Raw genomic sequence first — 13,910 nt, 5'->3', positions numbered from 1 at the left:
CCACCCAGTCTACCACCCGCCCGCGCGCCGCGGCTGCAAAGAAAAGCCCCGCGGGCAGGAGGCTGCTCGTGGGGCAAAGAAGAGGGGCTTATTTGTGGCGGACCGAGGGACTCGGCATGGGGTTTCTGCCGCGGCCGCTCTTAAGGCATTACAGCTCGACGAGCTGACCGGTCTCGGCGGCCTCCTTGATGGCGTTAAGCAGCGTGAGCGTCTTGACGTTGTCGGCGGGGGTCACGACGGGTTCGACCTCGCGGCGGACAACCTTCACAAAGTGCTTGAGCTGCATCTTGTGCGGCAGTGCCGGGTCGACGGCCGGAATCTCCATCTGCAGCGGCTTGTGCCAGTTGGAGGCGCCGTCGTAGGAGAACTGGTGCAGGCGGGGCAGCGACAGGGCGCCTTTGGTGCCGCCGATGAAGTAGGCGTCGGCGTCGAAGGGGCGGTACTGCGGGTCCTCGCGAGCGGTGGCCTCCCAGTTCCAGGGGCTGGCGGTGGCGTCGGAGATGGTCATGCTCGCGAGCGCTCCGTCGGCAAAGCGAACGTTGACCACGGCGGAGTCCTCGGTCTCAAAGCCGCGGGCGGCGCTGGACTGCATGCCCTGGACGGCGACGGGCTCGCCCAGCAGGTAGCGGAGCAGGTCGACGTCGTGCACCAGGTTGACCAGGATCGGGCCGGCACCCTTCTTGCGGCGCCACTCGACATCGAAGTACTCGTCGTTCTTATAGATCATGTAGTGGAAGCTCGACACGGTGAGCTTGCCCAGCTCGCCGGACTCGATGATCTCCTTGGCCTTGTTGACGAAGGGGTTGTGGCGACGGTGCTGACCCACGAGCACGGGCACGCCGGCGGTCTCGGCCTCGGCGGCGAAGGCCTGGGCATCTTCGAGATCGTTGGAGATCGGCTTTTCGACCAACGGCACGATGTTGCGCTTGATGGCCTCGCGGGCAACGCCTAGGTGCAGGTCGTTGGGGGTGGCGATGATGACGGCCTCGGGCTTGACCTCGTCCATCATCTGGGCGGGATCGGTAAAGAACGGCACGCCGGCGGCCTCGGCCGTGGCGCGGGCGCCCTCAAAGGCGTCGGCGATGGCGACGAGCTCGGCCTCGGGCTCCTCGGTGACAAAGCGGATGTGGTTGCGGCCCATGGCGCCGGCGCCGATGACGGCAATGCGGACGGGGTTGAGCTCAGACATTTCGACTCCTAAATACTGGTGGCTGGTGGAATGCGACAAAGGGGCTGTCCCCTCGTCGCATCGGTAAAACTAGGCGGACTTCTTCTTGCTGTCGGAGACCATCATGTAGATGGTGAGCACGACGGCGATGGCGGCGATCACGATGGCGCCGTAGAAGGACTGCTGATAGGCGGCGCTGCCGGCCTCGGCGTGATACAGCACGGCGGTGATGGGCTGGCTGATCCAGGTAGAAGCGGCGTAGCCCAAAAACATGATGCCGTAGTTGACGCCGATGTTGCTGGTGCCAAAGGCGCCACCGGTGAGCGGCGGGTAGATGACGAGCAGGGCGCCAAAGCTAAAGCCGAGCAGGGCGAGTGCCACGAAGAACATAGTCTGCGTAAAGCTCATCGACATGATGACGAGCGCGACGATGGTGACGATAAGGCTGATGAGCAGCGACTTGTAGGCGCCGAGCTTGTCGATGATCTGGCCAAAGGACAGACGGCCGACCAGATTGGCGCAGGTGTTGACGGAGACCACCACACCGCCGAGGGCGACGGCCGCGGCGCTCGTGGGGTCGGCGAAGAGCTGGACGGCGGCGATGGAGGCAACCTTGCCCACGAGCAGGGTGCCCGCGGTGGCGGCAAAGGCGAAGGTGACGATGAGGACCCAGAAGCGCGGGGTCTTGACCATCTCGCCCGGGGTGAGGTCGCCGAAGGTGCCGGCATGCGCGCCGCCCTTGGGGGCCTCGAAGCCCTCGGGCAGCCAGCCGGCCTCGGGGGCCTTCAGGAACAGGGCGGAGGCGGCGATCGTCACAAAGAAGATGACGCCGAGTGCCTTGAGGGCGCCAAAGATGCCCAGGCTCGGGATGAGCAGCGAGGCGAGCACCGGGGACAACACGGCGGGGCCGGCGGTCGAAGCGGCCAGGGTGATGCCGGAGGCGAGGCCCTTTTTGTCGATGAACCACTTTTGGCCGGTGGTGAGCGCGGGGTTGTAGCCTAGGCCGTTGCCGATGGCGGCGACGAGCGAGAACCACAGGTAGAACTGCCACGGCTCGGTGACGGTGCCGGACATGAACCAGCCCACGCCGTAGCACACGGCGGCAGCGATCACGACGTTGCGCGGGCCGATCTTATCGGAGATGCGGCCGGCGAAGATGCCCGTCACGGCCATGATGGTCTGGAAGACCGGGAAAGCCCAGGTAAGTGCGCTGGACCACTCGGGGTAGACGGCGAGCAGGTTCTTGCTCACAACGGAATACAGCGCGATGGAGCTGATAAAGAACATGGTGACGCACGCGGCGGAAAGCACGACGGCGCGACCCTTGTTGGAGTTGGTGGAAGCCATTGGACTCTTTCTAATCGATACGGGGGAGGGGAGGGGCAAACGCCGCTGAGGTGCTTGCCCCGCGCCCCTTTCTACCGGGCTGGTTTACTGGTCAGTCGGCTTTGCGACGCCGGACTCATCGGACCAAAGCTCGACACCCTTGTTCTTGAGGTAGTTGTCGGCAAAGGCTCGGCGGCCTCCAGGCTTGGCGGTGAGGTCGCCCATCATATTGGAGAAGCCGCCGTCGACTTTGATGGCGTCGCCGGTGGTAAAGTCCGAGCGCTTGGACGCCAGGAACATGACGGCGTTGGCGATATCGCTGACCTCGCCAATGCGGCGCGTGGCGATAAGGCGGCTGCGGCTCTTCTCGACCTCGGGGTCAGCGTAAAAGCTCGCCGACATGGGGGTCTTGACAAAGCAGGGCTCGACGCAGTTGGAGCGCACGCCGTAGGGGCCCCACTCGGCGGCGAGCATCTTGGACATCATGTTGACGCCGGCCTTAGTGGAGCTGTACACACCCGAGAACGTCTCGGGGGAGTGGCTGGCAACGGTCGAGATGTGCACTAGGCGGCCCTGGCCGGCCTTGATCATCTCGCGACCAAAGCGCTGCGAGGTGATGAAGTAGCCGGTGAGGTTGACGTTGAGCACCTGCTCCCAGTCGCTTAGCGGCAGGTCCTCCATGGCGGCGAAGCGCAGGATGCCGGCGGTGTTGACGAGAACGTCGACGCGGCCGAAGTTGGCGATGGTGGCGTCGACGGCAGCCTGAACCTCGGCCTCGTCGGTGGCGTTCATTTTGTAGCCCTCGGCGTGGATACCAAACTCGGCGGCGAGGTCGGCGGCTGCTGCCTTGACCTTCTCCTCGTCTAGGTCGAGCAAGACGACGTTGGCGCCGTTGCGGGCGAACTCGCGGCAAATCTCGACGCCCATACCGCCGAGCGCGCCGGTCACGGCGCAGACATCGCCCTCGAGCTTAAGCCAATTGCTCATAGGAACTTCCCTTCTTGTGCCTCCCGGTGGGTCGCTCCCATTAATCGACCCACGTGGTTTTCGCTGGTTATCGTATGCTTTGCATTTGCGCAGGTGAATTGCATATTTGTTAGAATGGCGTAAACCTGTGGTTTATAGCTTGCGAGACGATTTGTTCTTAATTGAGTGTGTGACCTGCCAAAACAACCCCCTTTGGCAACGCATGGCCATATGTCTGGAAACGGGAGATTGATGTGTACGATCGACGACTCGAGGCCGTAACGGCCGCCGCGGAGCTGGGAAGCTTCTCGCGCGCCGCGGCAAAATTGCGCGTGTCGACCCCGGCGCTCGTCAAGCAGGTGTCGGGATTCGAGGCCGAGTTTGGCATCACGTTGTTCGAGCGCTCACACTCGGGCGTCAAGGTGACGCCGGCGGGTGCACTGCTGGTGGACGATGCGCGCTCGATCATGCGCCAGTCCGAGGATGCGTTGCGCCGCGCCCGACGCGCGGCGGGCGACGGCGGCGCCGTGCGCCTGGGCGTGTCGATGATGTGCCCGGGGCGCCAGACGCTGTCGATGTGGACGGGCGTGCACGAGTTGGAACCGTCGTTGCGCTTTGAAATTGTCCCGGTGAGCGACCTCTATGACGAGCGTGAAACCGTTATGCGCAGCCTGGGGCGCGAGGTGGATGTGGTGCAGTCGAGTTTTTCGACCCCGCGCTGGGGCGACGCCTGCCAAAAGCTCCGCATCGTCAATGTGCCGTTTTATATCGATGTGCCCCGCACAAGCCGGCTCGCGCGCAAGACGCGCATTACGGTCGCCGACCTGGAAGGCATGCGCCTGCGCGTGCTTCGTCACGGCAACGACGCCATGGACAGCCTGCGTATCGATCTTTTGGCCGACGGCGGCGTGGACGTGATCGACGTAGACAGCTTTGACTTTGCGCTCTTTAACGATGCGGAGGAAAAGGGCGATGCGGTGCTCACCTGCGGAGCGTGGTCGGGCGTGCACCCGGCCTTTGTGGGCGTGCCGTTCCTATGCGGCCGCGAGGTGCCGGTCTTTTTGCACTATCCGCTCGAGCCCACCCTCCAAGTCCAAAAATTCGTCAACGCCATGGCCCAGCTTCTCACCTAGCTCATTTGGCGCGGGTAGTCTTTTTGGGACGGGGCTTTTTTAGCTACTTTCGCCGCCCTGCCTGCGCACCCTCAAAGTAGTTAAAAAGCCCCGTCCCAAAAAGACTAACAAAACGAGGCCCTGGCCAAACGGCCGGGGCCTCACTAACCTTTATTCCGTTTTAAACAACGGGCTGATTGCGCGCAGGAGGGTGCCCCGGGGCGGCGGGGTATTTCCTCCGCGCGCAGTTTCGCAGCGAAGCGAGAATGTTTGAGCACGGAGGAATTACCCCGACGCCCCGGGGCACCCTCCGTCAGTAACCGTTCCTACTCCAGCTCAAACGCTCCCGTGTACAGCTGGTAGTAGTACCCGCGCTTGGCAATCAGCTCGTCGTGGTTGCCGCGCTCGATGATGCGGCCGTGGTCCAGGCAGATGATCGCGTCGGAGTTGCGCACAGTGGAGAGGCGGTGCGCGATGACAAATGTCGTGCGGCCCTCCATGAGCTTGTCCATGCCTGCCTGCACGATGGCCTCGGTGCGGGTGTCGATGCTCGACGTGGCCTCGTCCAGAATCATCGCCGGCGGATCGGCGACGGCAGCGCGTGCGATCGAGATCAGCTGGCGCTGACCCTGCGACAGCTGTGCGCCGTTGCCGGTGAGCATCGTGTCGTAGCCGTCGGGCAGGCGGGTGATAAAGTCGTCCGCGCCCGCGAGCTTGGCCGCCGCGATGCACTCCTCGTCGGTCGCATCCAGGTTGCCGTAGCGGATGTTATCCATCACGGTGCCGGTGAACAGGTTCACGTCCTGCAGCACGACGCCCAGGCTTCGGCGCAGGTCGGCCTTGCGGATCTTGTTGACGTTGATGCCGTCGTAGCGGATCTTGCCGTCGGCGATGTCATAGAAGCGGTTGATGAGGTTGGTGATGGTCGTCTTGCCGGCACCGGTGGCACCGACAAACGCGACCTTCTGGCCCGGCTTGGCAAACACGGACACGCCGTGCAGCACCTCGTGGTCGGGCGTGTAGCCAAAGTCGACGTTGTCCATGACCAGGTCGCCGCGCAGCGGTACGTACTCGATCTCGCCGGTTGCACGGTGCGGATGCTTCCATGCCCACATGCCAGTATGGTGGTCGGCCTCCTCGAGCTCCCAGGTCTCGGGGTTTACCTGCGCGTTGACGAGCGTCACGTAGCCTTCGTCGGCCTCGGGCTCCTCATCGATGAGCTCAAAGATGCGGTCGGCGCCGGCCAGACCCATGACCACGGCGTTGATCTGCTGCGAGATCTGGCCGATCTGTCCGCAGAACTGCTTGGTCATGTTAAGGAACGGCACCACGACGGCGATGGACAGCGCCATGCCCGAGATGCTCAGGTTGGGCACGCCCAGCGCCAGGAAAATGCCGCCGGCAAGGGCCACCAGCACGTAGAGCAAGTTGCCCAGGTTCATAAGGATGGGCATGAGGATGTTGGCGTACATGTTGGCCTTCTGTGAGACCTCGAAGAGCTTTTCGTTGCGCTCGTCAAAATCAGCCTCGGCGGCAGACTCGTGGCAGAACGCCTTGACGACTTTCTGGCCGTTCATGACTTCCTCGATATGGCCCTCGACCACGCCGAGTTCGGTCTGCTGTGCAATGAAGAAACGCGCGGAGTTGGAGCCGAGCAGCTTGGTCATAAAGGTCATAAAGGCGACGCCGGCGATGATGACCAGGCACATCCACACACTGTAGTACAGCATGATAAAGAACACCGTGACGATGATGATGATCGTCATGAGCAGGTTGGGCAGCGACTGACTGATCATCTGGCGCAGCGTATCGATGTCGTTGGTGTAGTGGCTCATGATATCGCCGCGCTGGTGCGTGTCGAAGTAGCGGATCGGCAGGTCCTGCATGCGGTTGAACATCTTCTCGCGCAGCTTCTCGAGCGAGCCCTGCGTGACGATGGCCATGGCGCGGTTCCAGAACAGCGAGGACAGGATGCCGACGCCGTAGATGCAGGCGAGGGTGGTCACGAGCTTCAGAATCTTGGGCTGCGCGGTCGTCCAGTCGCCCGACTGCCACGATTCGCTAATAATCTGCAGGGCGCTCTGAAGGAAGGTCGCGCCGATGGAGTTGATGATGGCGCAGAGTACCACGCCGACGACGACAAGGGGCAAAAGCACGGGATAGAAGCCAAAGAGCGTCTTGATGAGGCGCGACATGGTGCCGCCCTTACGGTTGAGCGCGCGCTCGGCGGTCGTTGCCTTACTCATGTGCCTCGCCTCCTTCCTGGGTCTGAGCTTGCGTTGCGGATGCCTCGGTGTCGGCCTCGACGGCCCCTTCGCCCTCAGCAGACATCTTGTTTTGCGAGGTAAAGGTCTCGCGGTAGATCTCGCTCGTCTTGAGTAGCTCGTCATGGTTGCCGATCTGCGCGATACGGCCGCCCTCCATGACGATGATGCGGTCTGCGTCCTGCACGGAGCTGATGCGCTGGGCGATGATGAGCTTGGTCGTGTTGGGCAGATAGCTTGCCAGCCCTGCGCGGATCTTGGCGTCGGTCTTGGTGTCGACGGCGCTCGTGGAGTCGTCCAGGATCAAGATCTTGGGGCGACGCAGCAGGGCGCGTGCAATGCACAGGCGCTGCTTCTGACCGCCCGAAACATTAGAGCCGCCCTGTTCGATCCAGGTGTCGTAGCCCTTGGGGAAACCGTCGACAAACTCGTCGGCGCAGGCCAGATGCGCTGCCTCGCGGACTTCCTCGTCGGTGGCGTTCGGGTCGCCCCAACGCAGGTTCTCGGCGACGGTGCCGCTAAACAGCACGTTTTTCTGCAGCACCATGGCGACCTGGTGGCGCAGCGCGTCCAGGTCGTAGTCGCGCACGTCCACGCCGCCCACGCGCACAGCGCCTTCGGTGGTGTCGTACAGGCGGGCGATGAGGTTAACGAGCGTGGACTTGGCCGAGCCGGTGCCGCCGATGATGCCGATGGTCTCGCCGCTCGTAATGTGCAGGTCGATATCGTCGAGCGCCTGGCGCTTCGCATGCTTGGAATACTTAAAGCTCACGTGGTCAAAGTCGATGGAACCGTCGGCAACCTCGAGCACGGGCTCGGCGGGATCGGCGATCGTGGGCTCGGCGGCCAGCACCTCGGCAATGCGGTGTGCCGATTCGTCGGCCATGGTCACCATGACAAAGATCATCGACAGCTGCATCAGGCTCATGAGAATCTGGAAACCATAGGTAAAGGTCGAGGAGAGCTGGCCCACGTCGAACAGCGTGCCCTGGCTCGTGATGATGAGCTTGGAGCCCAGGTAGATGATGACGACAAACGCGCCGTTGACGCAGATGTTCATCATGGGGTTGTTAAAGGCGAGCAGCTTCTCGGCGCGGGTGAAGTCCATCTGGACGTCGCGCGCGGCGGTCGCGAACTTCTCCTTCTCAAAGTCTTCGCGCACATAGCTCTTGACCACGCGCATGCCGGTGACGTTTTCCTCGACGGACTCGTTAAGGGCATCGTACTTGTGGAACACGCGCGAGAAGATGGGGCGCACCTTAAAGATGATAAAGAACAGTCCAAAGCCCAGCAGCGGAATGATGACCAGGTAGACCATGGCGACGCTGCCGCCCATGATAAACGCCATGGTAAAGGCGAAGATCAATACCAGCGGCGCGCGCACGGCGATACGGATGATCATCATAAAGGCCTGCTGCACGTTGTTGATATCGGTGGTCAGGCGCGTGACGAGCGAGGAGCTCGAGAACTCATCGATGTTGGCAAAGCTGAACGTCTGGATCTTGTAGAACAGGTCGTGACGCAGGTTCTTGGCGAAGCCGCAACTCGCATGGCTGCAGGTGACGCCTGCCGCGGCGCCAAAAGCCAGCGATGTCAGCGCGATGAGCACCAAAAGGCCCGCGGTGGGAAGCATCTCGGCTACGGTGGCGCCGTCTTTGATGGCGTCGATCAGGTTGGCGGTGATAAATGGAATCAGCATCTCGCAGAGCACCTCGCCAAGCACGAGCAGCGGCGTGGCAACGGTGACTTTCATATAGTCGCGGATGCTTCCCATGAGGGTTTTAATCATCCAGTTCCTCCCAGGTTACGCGGATTTTATCGAGCATTTCGGCGAGCTGCTCGCGCTCGTCGTGGGTGAGCGCGCTAAAGGCCTGCTCTCTAAAGCGAATGCGGGCCGCCTGCTCTACGTGGGCCTTTTCCCATCCCGCTTCGGTCAGGCGAATGGTGAGCTGCCGCCGGTCTTTGGGATTGCGGCTGCGCTCGATAAGGCCGGCGCATTCGATCTTGGAGAGAATCTCGGAAAGCGAACCGGGCTTAAGATCAAAGTGCAGGCCTAGTTCCTGCTGTGACATCTCGCCGTTTGGCTGCTTGGCGAGCAAGCAGACGATGGGGGCCTTTCCCGAGGCGCCGCCGCCGTGAAAGTGCAGAAAGTGGCCGCAGAAGCCCAGCCCGTTTAGGATGTGCTTGGCGAGCGCGTCTGATTGGGACTGTGCCGCGGGCGCATCTGCGGGTTCATGGGGGTCGCCGCCCGGCGTGTGGGGGCAGAGGCCGATGTGGTCATCGCACATGGTGTCGCTCCTTTCTTTAGTTAGGTAGTGCAATTGTTTTGTGCCTAACTAATTTAGGAGTGCAAGAAATAAATGTCAAGGTACCAAACTTATTAAGTTACGGCGTTTTACCAAACGCCGTAACCGCTCGACGCTGCAAACGCTCCTAAGCGGCAATCTGATCCCTTGGGGACGAAGGAAAAGGTATCGTTTTGGGCTGCGATGATGCCTTTCGAAGCGGCCTTGCCAAAAACTATGCCTAATTACTACGATGAATCCAGCATCGCTGACCACAACAGCTGTTTCTGAAAAAACGCAAGCTATCTACCTGCGGTTTTGTTGGAGAGAAATTCGCTGTGGTTGGAGGCGGGCGGTTAAACGTAGTAAATAGGCATAGTTTTGAAATGGAGCTATATGAGTAGCATCAACTAGGCCGCTATGGAGCAAACAGCCCCCATTTCCGAAACCTTTCCGCAACAATTTGACCTCCACGGCGCCACCGCCCGCCCACAACGCCTCCTGCGCTACACTTAGTCGCACTGTGGCGCTGCTGCGCCGTGCCCGAACCAAGGGAGACCCTCATGAAGAATACTCAGCTGCTGCTGATTAACGATATGTGCGGTTACGGCAAGGTCGCGCTTTCCGCCATGCTGCCGGTGCTGTCGCACATGGGTTACCGTATCCACAATCTGCCGACGGCGCTTGTGTCCGATACGCTCAACTATCCCAAGTTCTACATCCACGACACCACGGAGTACGTGCGTCAGAGTCTTGCCATCTGGGAGGAGCTCGGCTTTGAGTTCGACGCCATCTCGACCGGCTTTATCGTGACCGAGGAAGAGACGCGTATCATCTCGGACTTTTGCCACCGCCGCGGGCAAAAGGGCACCAAGGTGTTCGTCGATCCCATCATGGGTGACAACGGCAAGCTCTATGCGGGCGTGCCCGAGTCCACGATCGGTCTCATGAGGCACCTGCTCGAGTGCGCCGATTACGCGGTGCCCAACTACACCGAGGCCTGTCTGCTCACCGATACGCCTATTGCAGAGCAGATCACGCCCGATGAGGCCCGCGCCCTTGTGGACGCCGTGCGCGAGCTGGGTGCCAAATCGGTGGTCATTACGAGCGCCGTGGTCAATGGCACGAACGCGGTTATCGGTTACGACTATGTGGCGGGGGAGTACTTTACGATTCCCTTTGAGCTCATTCCGGTCTATTTCCCGGGCACGGGCGACACGTTCTCGGCGGTGCTCGTCGGCCGCGTTATGGCAGGTTGGAGTCTGCAGCGCGCGACGTCCGATGCCATGCGTGTGGTGGCTGAGCTTATCGAGCGCAATGCCGACCAGGAGGACAAGTCGGCCGGCCTTCCAATCGAAGCCTGCTTGGATGTGATTGACCATGAGTAACGCTGGCGAGGGCGGCACCAAGCCTGCGGGCGGGGGCAAGCCGCTCGGCGCGCCGCGGGGCAAACGTCCGCGTATCCGCGTGAGCTGCGTGGACCAGCTGGGAACGTGCCGCTGCCATCATGGTCACAAGCCGGGCGACGTTTTTGACTTCGACCGAGACCGCGGCAAGATGTGCGCCATGGCCTGCCATGTGGGCTTTCCCTATATCGATATCCTGCGCTATGGCGGAACCGTGCCTGGCAATGAGCCCGGTACGGCAAAGTTCTGCTGCCCCGAGGTCGATACGCTGAATGTCTGGCTTGCCGAGATCGTCGACGAGTAGTTGAGCGTGGATTTTCTCCCGTTTAGAGCGCACTTGAACGCTCAAAGTGGGAGAAAAACCACGCTCGATTTGTATATGGGAATTCCGACTTCGCTTATGCCTATGCTTAGGCGTTGTCGTCGTTGTTCTGTGCGCGAGTAAGGTCAAATTTCTGCATTTCATCCGATTTGTGGCTCTAAAAACTCTGCATTCCATCGATTACAGTTGCTCGAGCATGGCGGTGCAGCCGGCGAGCACATCGCGGTAGGTGGCATCGAAGTTGCCGGTGTACCAGGGATCGGCCACGTCGCCGGGACGATCGGTCCAATCGAGCAGGCGCGAGATCTTGCTATCGGGATCGCTGCCAAAAATGCGACGCAAGCCACGCGCGTTCTCAGCATCCATATAGACAATGTGATCCCAGTCGCCATACTCTGCACGACGCACCTGGCGCGCGCGGTGGGCAACGACGGGAATCCCGATTTCGCGCAGCTTGGCGACCGTGCCATGGTGCGGCGGGTTGCCGATCTCCTCGGTCGAGGTGGCGGCAGAATCGATGACAAACTCCGCCTCGCGCCCGGCACGGCGCACCAGCTCGGTAAACACCGACTCGGCCATCGTCGAGCGGCAGATGTTCCCATGACAGATAAACAGTACACGTTGCATGCGCGGTTCCTTTCATATAGAGGGCTGCTAAAGAGTCGAAGCCGGGCGCATGCCAAGTTTTATTTCTTGGCCAGTTTGAAGTAGCGCTCAAATATCAATTCGAAAACGTAATAGAACATTAATCGACTGTCGAGGTCCATGCTGCCCAAGCGGATTTCTTTTTGCACGGTGTAGATAGGGTAGTCGGCTAGTTTCGAGAGAGAATTTCGAGAAAAGCCGGTGAGTGTGACGACCTTGCATCCGCGCGTTTTGGCTATCGATGTGGCGTCAATAGACACCTGCGTCTCGCCGCTTACGGAAACGCTGAAGACCAGGTCTTTTTTGCCGAGGAGTTCTGCGTAATGCCTCATGACGTGGCGTTCACTGAGCGTGTCGGTATTCTTGCCCATTATTTTGAGCTTTTCAGCCATCTCGAGGCACGGGTATTTCGAAAAGCCCGAGCAAAAGAACACGATATGCGAGGCGTCCTGGATAAGACTCACAACCGAATCGATGACTCGATCGTTAAGCAGATCTTTGGTCTGTACGAGCTGGGTATCAAGAGGAAGCGTCTCGATAGTGAATCGATTGCGGTCGAGCGAGGCGGAATACGATTGTTTGAGCTCCGTAAACCCCGAGAAGCCAAGCTTGTGGGCAAGCCTGACGATTGTATTGGGAGCGACGAAGAACCGTTCAGCAACGCTCTTAAGCGTGACATCGTCAATATCATCACGCAGCTCGATGATGTAGCGCATGATCTCGCCTTCGAGATCGTTGAGCTTGCTCTCGCCAGCTCGCACATGATCATAAAAAGATTCTTGATCTTTCATAAGATGTTTCAGCTCCTCGCACCTCGCCGTACATATGGTACCGCTTTGTGTAGCCAGGTGAGAAATCGGCAATCGGTCAAGATTGCCTATTGCCCATGAGCTGGGCAAACGTGCGTGTCTGCCTACACATATCTGTGTTGTAAGCGAAATCATGTGTCCCCGTTTCGCATTGGCCCACACGGGGACTTGCAAATGACCTTATGTCGCAAAATATCAATCGAAACGAAGCAAGCCGAGGACAACCGCGGAGCCCAAGGTCTTCGAGAACACCGATCAGCCAACCCTGGAGGGACGGAACATGAAGGATAAGCTCAATATTGTGATCGTTGGCGGCGGCTCCACGTGGTGCCCTGGCATTCTTAAAGCCCTGACCAAGCACATGGACATTCTGCCGCTGAACCGCGTGATGCTCTATGACATCGATGCCGAGCGTCAGCGTCCGATTGGCGAGTTTGGCAAGATCCTCTTCGCCGAGGAGGAGCCCGGTGTGGAGTTTGGTTACACCACCGATAAGGACGAGGCTTACACCGACGTCGACTTTGTGCTCTGCCAGATTCGTACCGGCGGCTACGAGATGCGTAGCAAGGACGAGAAGATTCCGCTGCATATGGGAATCATCGGCCAGGAAACGGTGGGCCCTGGCGGCATGGCTTACGGTATGCGCTCCATGCATGACATGGTTGAGATCGTCAACGACGTTCGCGCTCATAGCCCGGAGGCGTGGATTATCAACTACACCAACCCGGCTGCTATTGTGGCATATGGTCTCGAGCGCGTCCTGCCCGATGAGCATCGCGTCCTCAACATCTGCGACCAGCCCGTCAACCTCATGCGCTCTTACGGTCGCCTGCTCGGTCGCGATATGAGCAAGACGGAGCCCGTGTACTTCGGCCTCAATCACTTCGGTTGGTTCAAGCACATCTACGATGAAGAGGGTCATGACCTCGTCCCGCAGATTAAGGAGTACACGGAGAAGAACGGCTTCCTTCCTGCCGATGCGGAGCAGCGTGACCAGTCCTGGCTTGATACCTACGCCATGGTCAAGGACATGCTCGAGGACTTCCCCGACTATCTGCCCAACACTTATCTGCAGTACTATCTGTATCCCGAGTACAAGGTCGCTCACCTCGACCCCGACTACACTCGCTCCGACGAGGTTATCAACGGTCGTGAGAAGCGCGTGTTCGCCGAGTGCGAGCGTGTTGCCAAAGTTGGCACCGCAAAGAACTCCTCGGTTGTGCAAAACGACGCTCATGGCGATATGATCGTGGAAATCACGTCGGCCATTTATCGCAACACCAACAAGACTTTCATTGTCATTGTGCCCAACAACGGCATTATCGAGGGTATGCCCGATGACGCCATGGTCGAGGTTGCGGCAAGCGTGGGCGCCAATGGCCCGCAGCCCTATGCTGTTGGCAAGATCGGTACCTTCTATCGCGGCCTTATGGAGAACCAGTACGCCTATGAGCGCCTGACTGTTGAGGCTTGGATGGAGGGTTCCTACGAGAAGGCTCTGCAGGCACTCACGCTTAATCGTCTGGTCGGTGACGCAAAGAAGGCTCGCAAAGTGCTCGACAAGCTCATCGAGGCCAATAAGGATTACTGGCCGGAGCTTAAGTAGC

General features: G+C 60.1%; 12 protein-coding genes. 4 read left to right on the top strand and 8 right to left on the bottom strand.

Annotated elements, in window-relative coordinates; genetic code table 11:
* Window positions 1-148: 148 nt before the first annotated feature.
* The 3 genes from DW195_RS06555 to DW195_RS06545 all read right to left on the bottom strand — a co-directional run bounded on the left by DW195_RS06555 (window position 149) and on the right by DW195_RS06545 (window position 3,481).
* Window positions 149-1,189 carry a Gfo/Idh/MocA family protein gene (locus tag DW195_RS06555; RefSeq protein WP_118206225.1) on the bottom strand — a complete coding sequence of 347 codons (1,041 nt, stop codon included), beginning with the start codon at window positions 1,187-1,189 and terminating at the stop codon, window positions 149-151.
* A 69-nt stretch (window positions 1,190-1,258) separates the two neighbouring features.
* The gene (locus DW195_RS06550; protein WP_118206224.1) at window positions 1,259-2,515 is read right to left on the bottom strand and encodes an MFS transporter; all 1,257 of its coding nucleotides are present in this window, start codon (window positions 2,513-2,515) and stop codon (window positions 1,259-1,261) included.
* 84 nt (window positions 2,516-2,599) lie between these two features.
* Window positions 2,600-3,481: an SDR family NAD(P)-dependent oxidoreductase gene (locus tag DW195_RS06545; RefSeq protein WP_117734887.1), complete on the bottom strand. Its 882-nt coding sequence runs from the start codon at window positions 3,479-3,481 to the stop codon at window positions 2,600-2,602.
* 233 nt (window positions 3,482-3,714) lie between these two features.
* Here DW195_RS06545 and DW195_RS06540 point away from each other — a divergent pair, with 233 nt between their 5' ends.
* A complete protein-coding gene (locus DW195_RS06540; protein ID WP_118206223.1) occupies window positions 3,715-4,593 on the top strand; it encodes a LysR family transcriptional regulator in 879 nt (292 codons plus the stop codon).
* Window positions 4,594-4,898: 305 nt separating this feature from the next.
* On the opposite strand, the gene DW195_RS06535 is transcribed toward DW195_RS06540, so the two are convergent.
* From DW195_RS06535 to DW195_RS06525, 3 genes are read right to left on the bottom strand one after another with little or no spacing between them, the layout of a single operon-like run.
* Window positions 4,899-6,818 (bottom strand): ABC transporter ATP-binding protein, encoded by a 1,920-nt coding sequence (locus DW195_RS06535; protein WP_118206222.1) that lies wholly within the window; start codon window positions 6,816-6,818, stop codon window positions 4,899-4,901.
* Window positions 6,811-8,625 carry an ABC transporter ATP-binding protein gene (locus DW195_RS06530; protein ID WP_118206221.1) on the bottom strand — a complete coding sequence of 605 codons (1,815 nt, stop codon included), beginning with the start codon at window positions 8,623-8,625 and terminating at the stop codon, window positions 6,811-6,813. The genes DW195_RS06535 and DW195_RS06530 overlap by 8 nt, the downstream gene beginning before the upstream one ends.
* A complete protein-coding gene (locus DW195_RS06525; protein ID WP_118206220.1) occupies window positions 8,618-9,124 on the bottom strand; it encodes a MarR family winged helix-turn-helix transcriptional regulator in 507 nt (168 codons plus the stop codon). The genes DW195_RS06530 and DW195_RS06525 overlap by 8 nt, the downstream gene beginning before the upstream one ends.
* A 560-nt stretch (window positions 9,125-9,684) precedes the next feature.
* Between DW195_RS06525 and DW195_RS06520 the strand changes: the two genes are divergently transcribed.
* Both DW195_RS06520 and DW195_RS06515 read left to right on the top strand, forming a co-directional pair.
* Complete coding sequence (locus DW195_RS06520; protein WP_118206219.1) at window positions 9,685-10,509, top strand: PfkB family carbohydrate kinase; 825 nt, start codon at window positions 9,685-9,687, stop codon at window positions 10,507-10,509.
* Entirely contained in the window at window positions 10,502-10,831 is a 330-nt protein-coding gene (locus DW195_RS06515) for a TIGR04076 family protein (RefSeq protein WP_118206218.1), read from the top strand. The genes DW195_RS06520 and DW195_RS06515 overlap by 8 nt, the downstream gene beginning before the upstream one ends.
* 198 nt (window positions 10,832-11,029) lie before the next feature.
* Here DW195_RS06515 and DW195_RS06510 read toward each other — a convergent pair whose 3' ends face one another.
* Window positions 11,030-11,476, bottom strand: a complete 447-nt coding sequence (locus DW195_RS06510; protein WP_118206217.1) for a low molecular weight protein-tyrosine-phosphatase — start codon at window positions 11,474-11,476, stop codon at window positions 11,030-11,032.
* Between the two features lie 59 nt (window positions 11,477-11,535).
* Entirely contained in the window at window positions 11,536-12,285 is a 750-nt protein-coding gene (locus DW195_RS06505) for a MurR/RpiR family transcriptional regulator (protein ID WP_158567912.1), read from the bottom strand.
* A 298-nt stretch (window positions 12,286-12,583) separates the two neighbouring features.
* Here DW195_RS06505 and DW195_RS06500 point away from each other — a divergent pair, with 298 nt between their 5' ends.
* Window positions 12,584-13,909, top strand: coding sequence for a 6-phospho-alpha-glucosidase (locus tag DW195_RS06500; RefSeq protein ID WP_089573127.1), 1,326 nt, complete (start codon window positions 12,584-12,586; stop codon window positions 13,907-13,909).
* Window position 13,910 lies beyond the last annotated feature (1 nt).

The organism is Collinsella sp. AM17-1 (assembly GCF_003470665.1).
Taxonomy (GTDB): Bacteria; Actinomycetota; Coriobacteriia; order Coriobacteriales; family Coriobacteriaceae; genus Collinsella.
The sequence above is the reverse complement of the archived record's forward strand: the minus strand, read 5'-3'. Positions and strand labels throughout refer to the sequence as shown.

Excerpts from the sequence above, each read along its gene's own strand:
- DW195_RS06555 (WP_118206225.1), bottom strand. The coding sequence starts at position 1,189 with ATGTCTGAGCTCAACCCCGTCCGCATTGCCGTCATCGGCGCCGGCGCC.
- DW195_RS06550 (WP_118206224.1), bottom strand. The coding sequence starts at position 2,515 with ATGGCTTCCACCAACTCCAACAAGGGTCGCGCCGTCGTGCTTTCCGCC.
- DW195_RS06545 (WP_117734887.1), bottom strand. The coding sequence starts at position 3,481 with ATGAGCAATTGGCTTAAGCTCGAGGGCGATGTCTGCGCCGTGACCGGC.
- DW195_RS06535 (WP_118206222.1), bottom strand. The coding sequence starts at position 6,818 with ATGAGTAAGGCAACGACCGCCGAGCGCGCGCTCAACCGTAAGGGCGGC.
- DW195_RS06530 (WP_118206221.1), bottom strand. The coding sequence starts at position 8,625 with ATGATTAAAACCCTCATGGGAAGCATCCGCGACTATATGAAAGTCACC.
- DW195_RS06525 (WP_118206220.1), bottom strand. The coding sequence starts at position 9,124 with ATGTGCGATGACCACATCGGCCTCTGCCCCCACACGCCGGGCGGCGAC.
- DW195_RS06520 (WP_118206219.1), top strand. The coding sequence starts at position 9,685 with ATGAAGAATACTCAGCTGCTGCTGATTAACGATATGTGCGGTTACGGC.
- DW195_RS06515 (WP_118206218.1), top strand. The coding sequence starts at position 10,502 with ATGAGTAACGCTGGCGAGGGCGGCACCAAGCCTGCGGGCGGGGGCAAG.
- DW195_RS06510 (WP_118206217.1), bottom strand. The coding sequence starts at position 11,476 with ATGCAACGTGTACTGTTTATCTGTCATGGGAACATCTGCCGCTCGACG.
- DW195_RS06505 (WP_158567912.1), bottom strand. The coding sequence starts at position 12,285 with ATGAAAGATCAAGAATCTTTTTATGATCATGTGCGAGCTGGCGAGAGC.
- DW195_RS06500 (WP_089573127.1), top strand. The coding sequence starts at position 12,584 with ATGAAGGATAAGCTCAATATTGTGATCGTTGGCGGCGGCTCCACGTGG.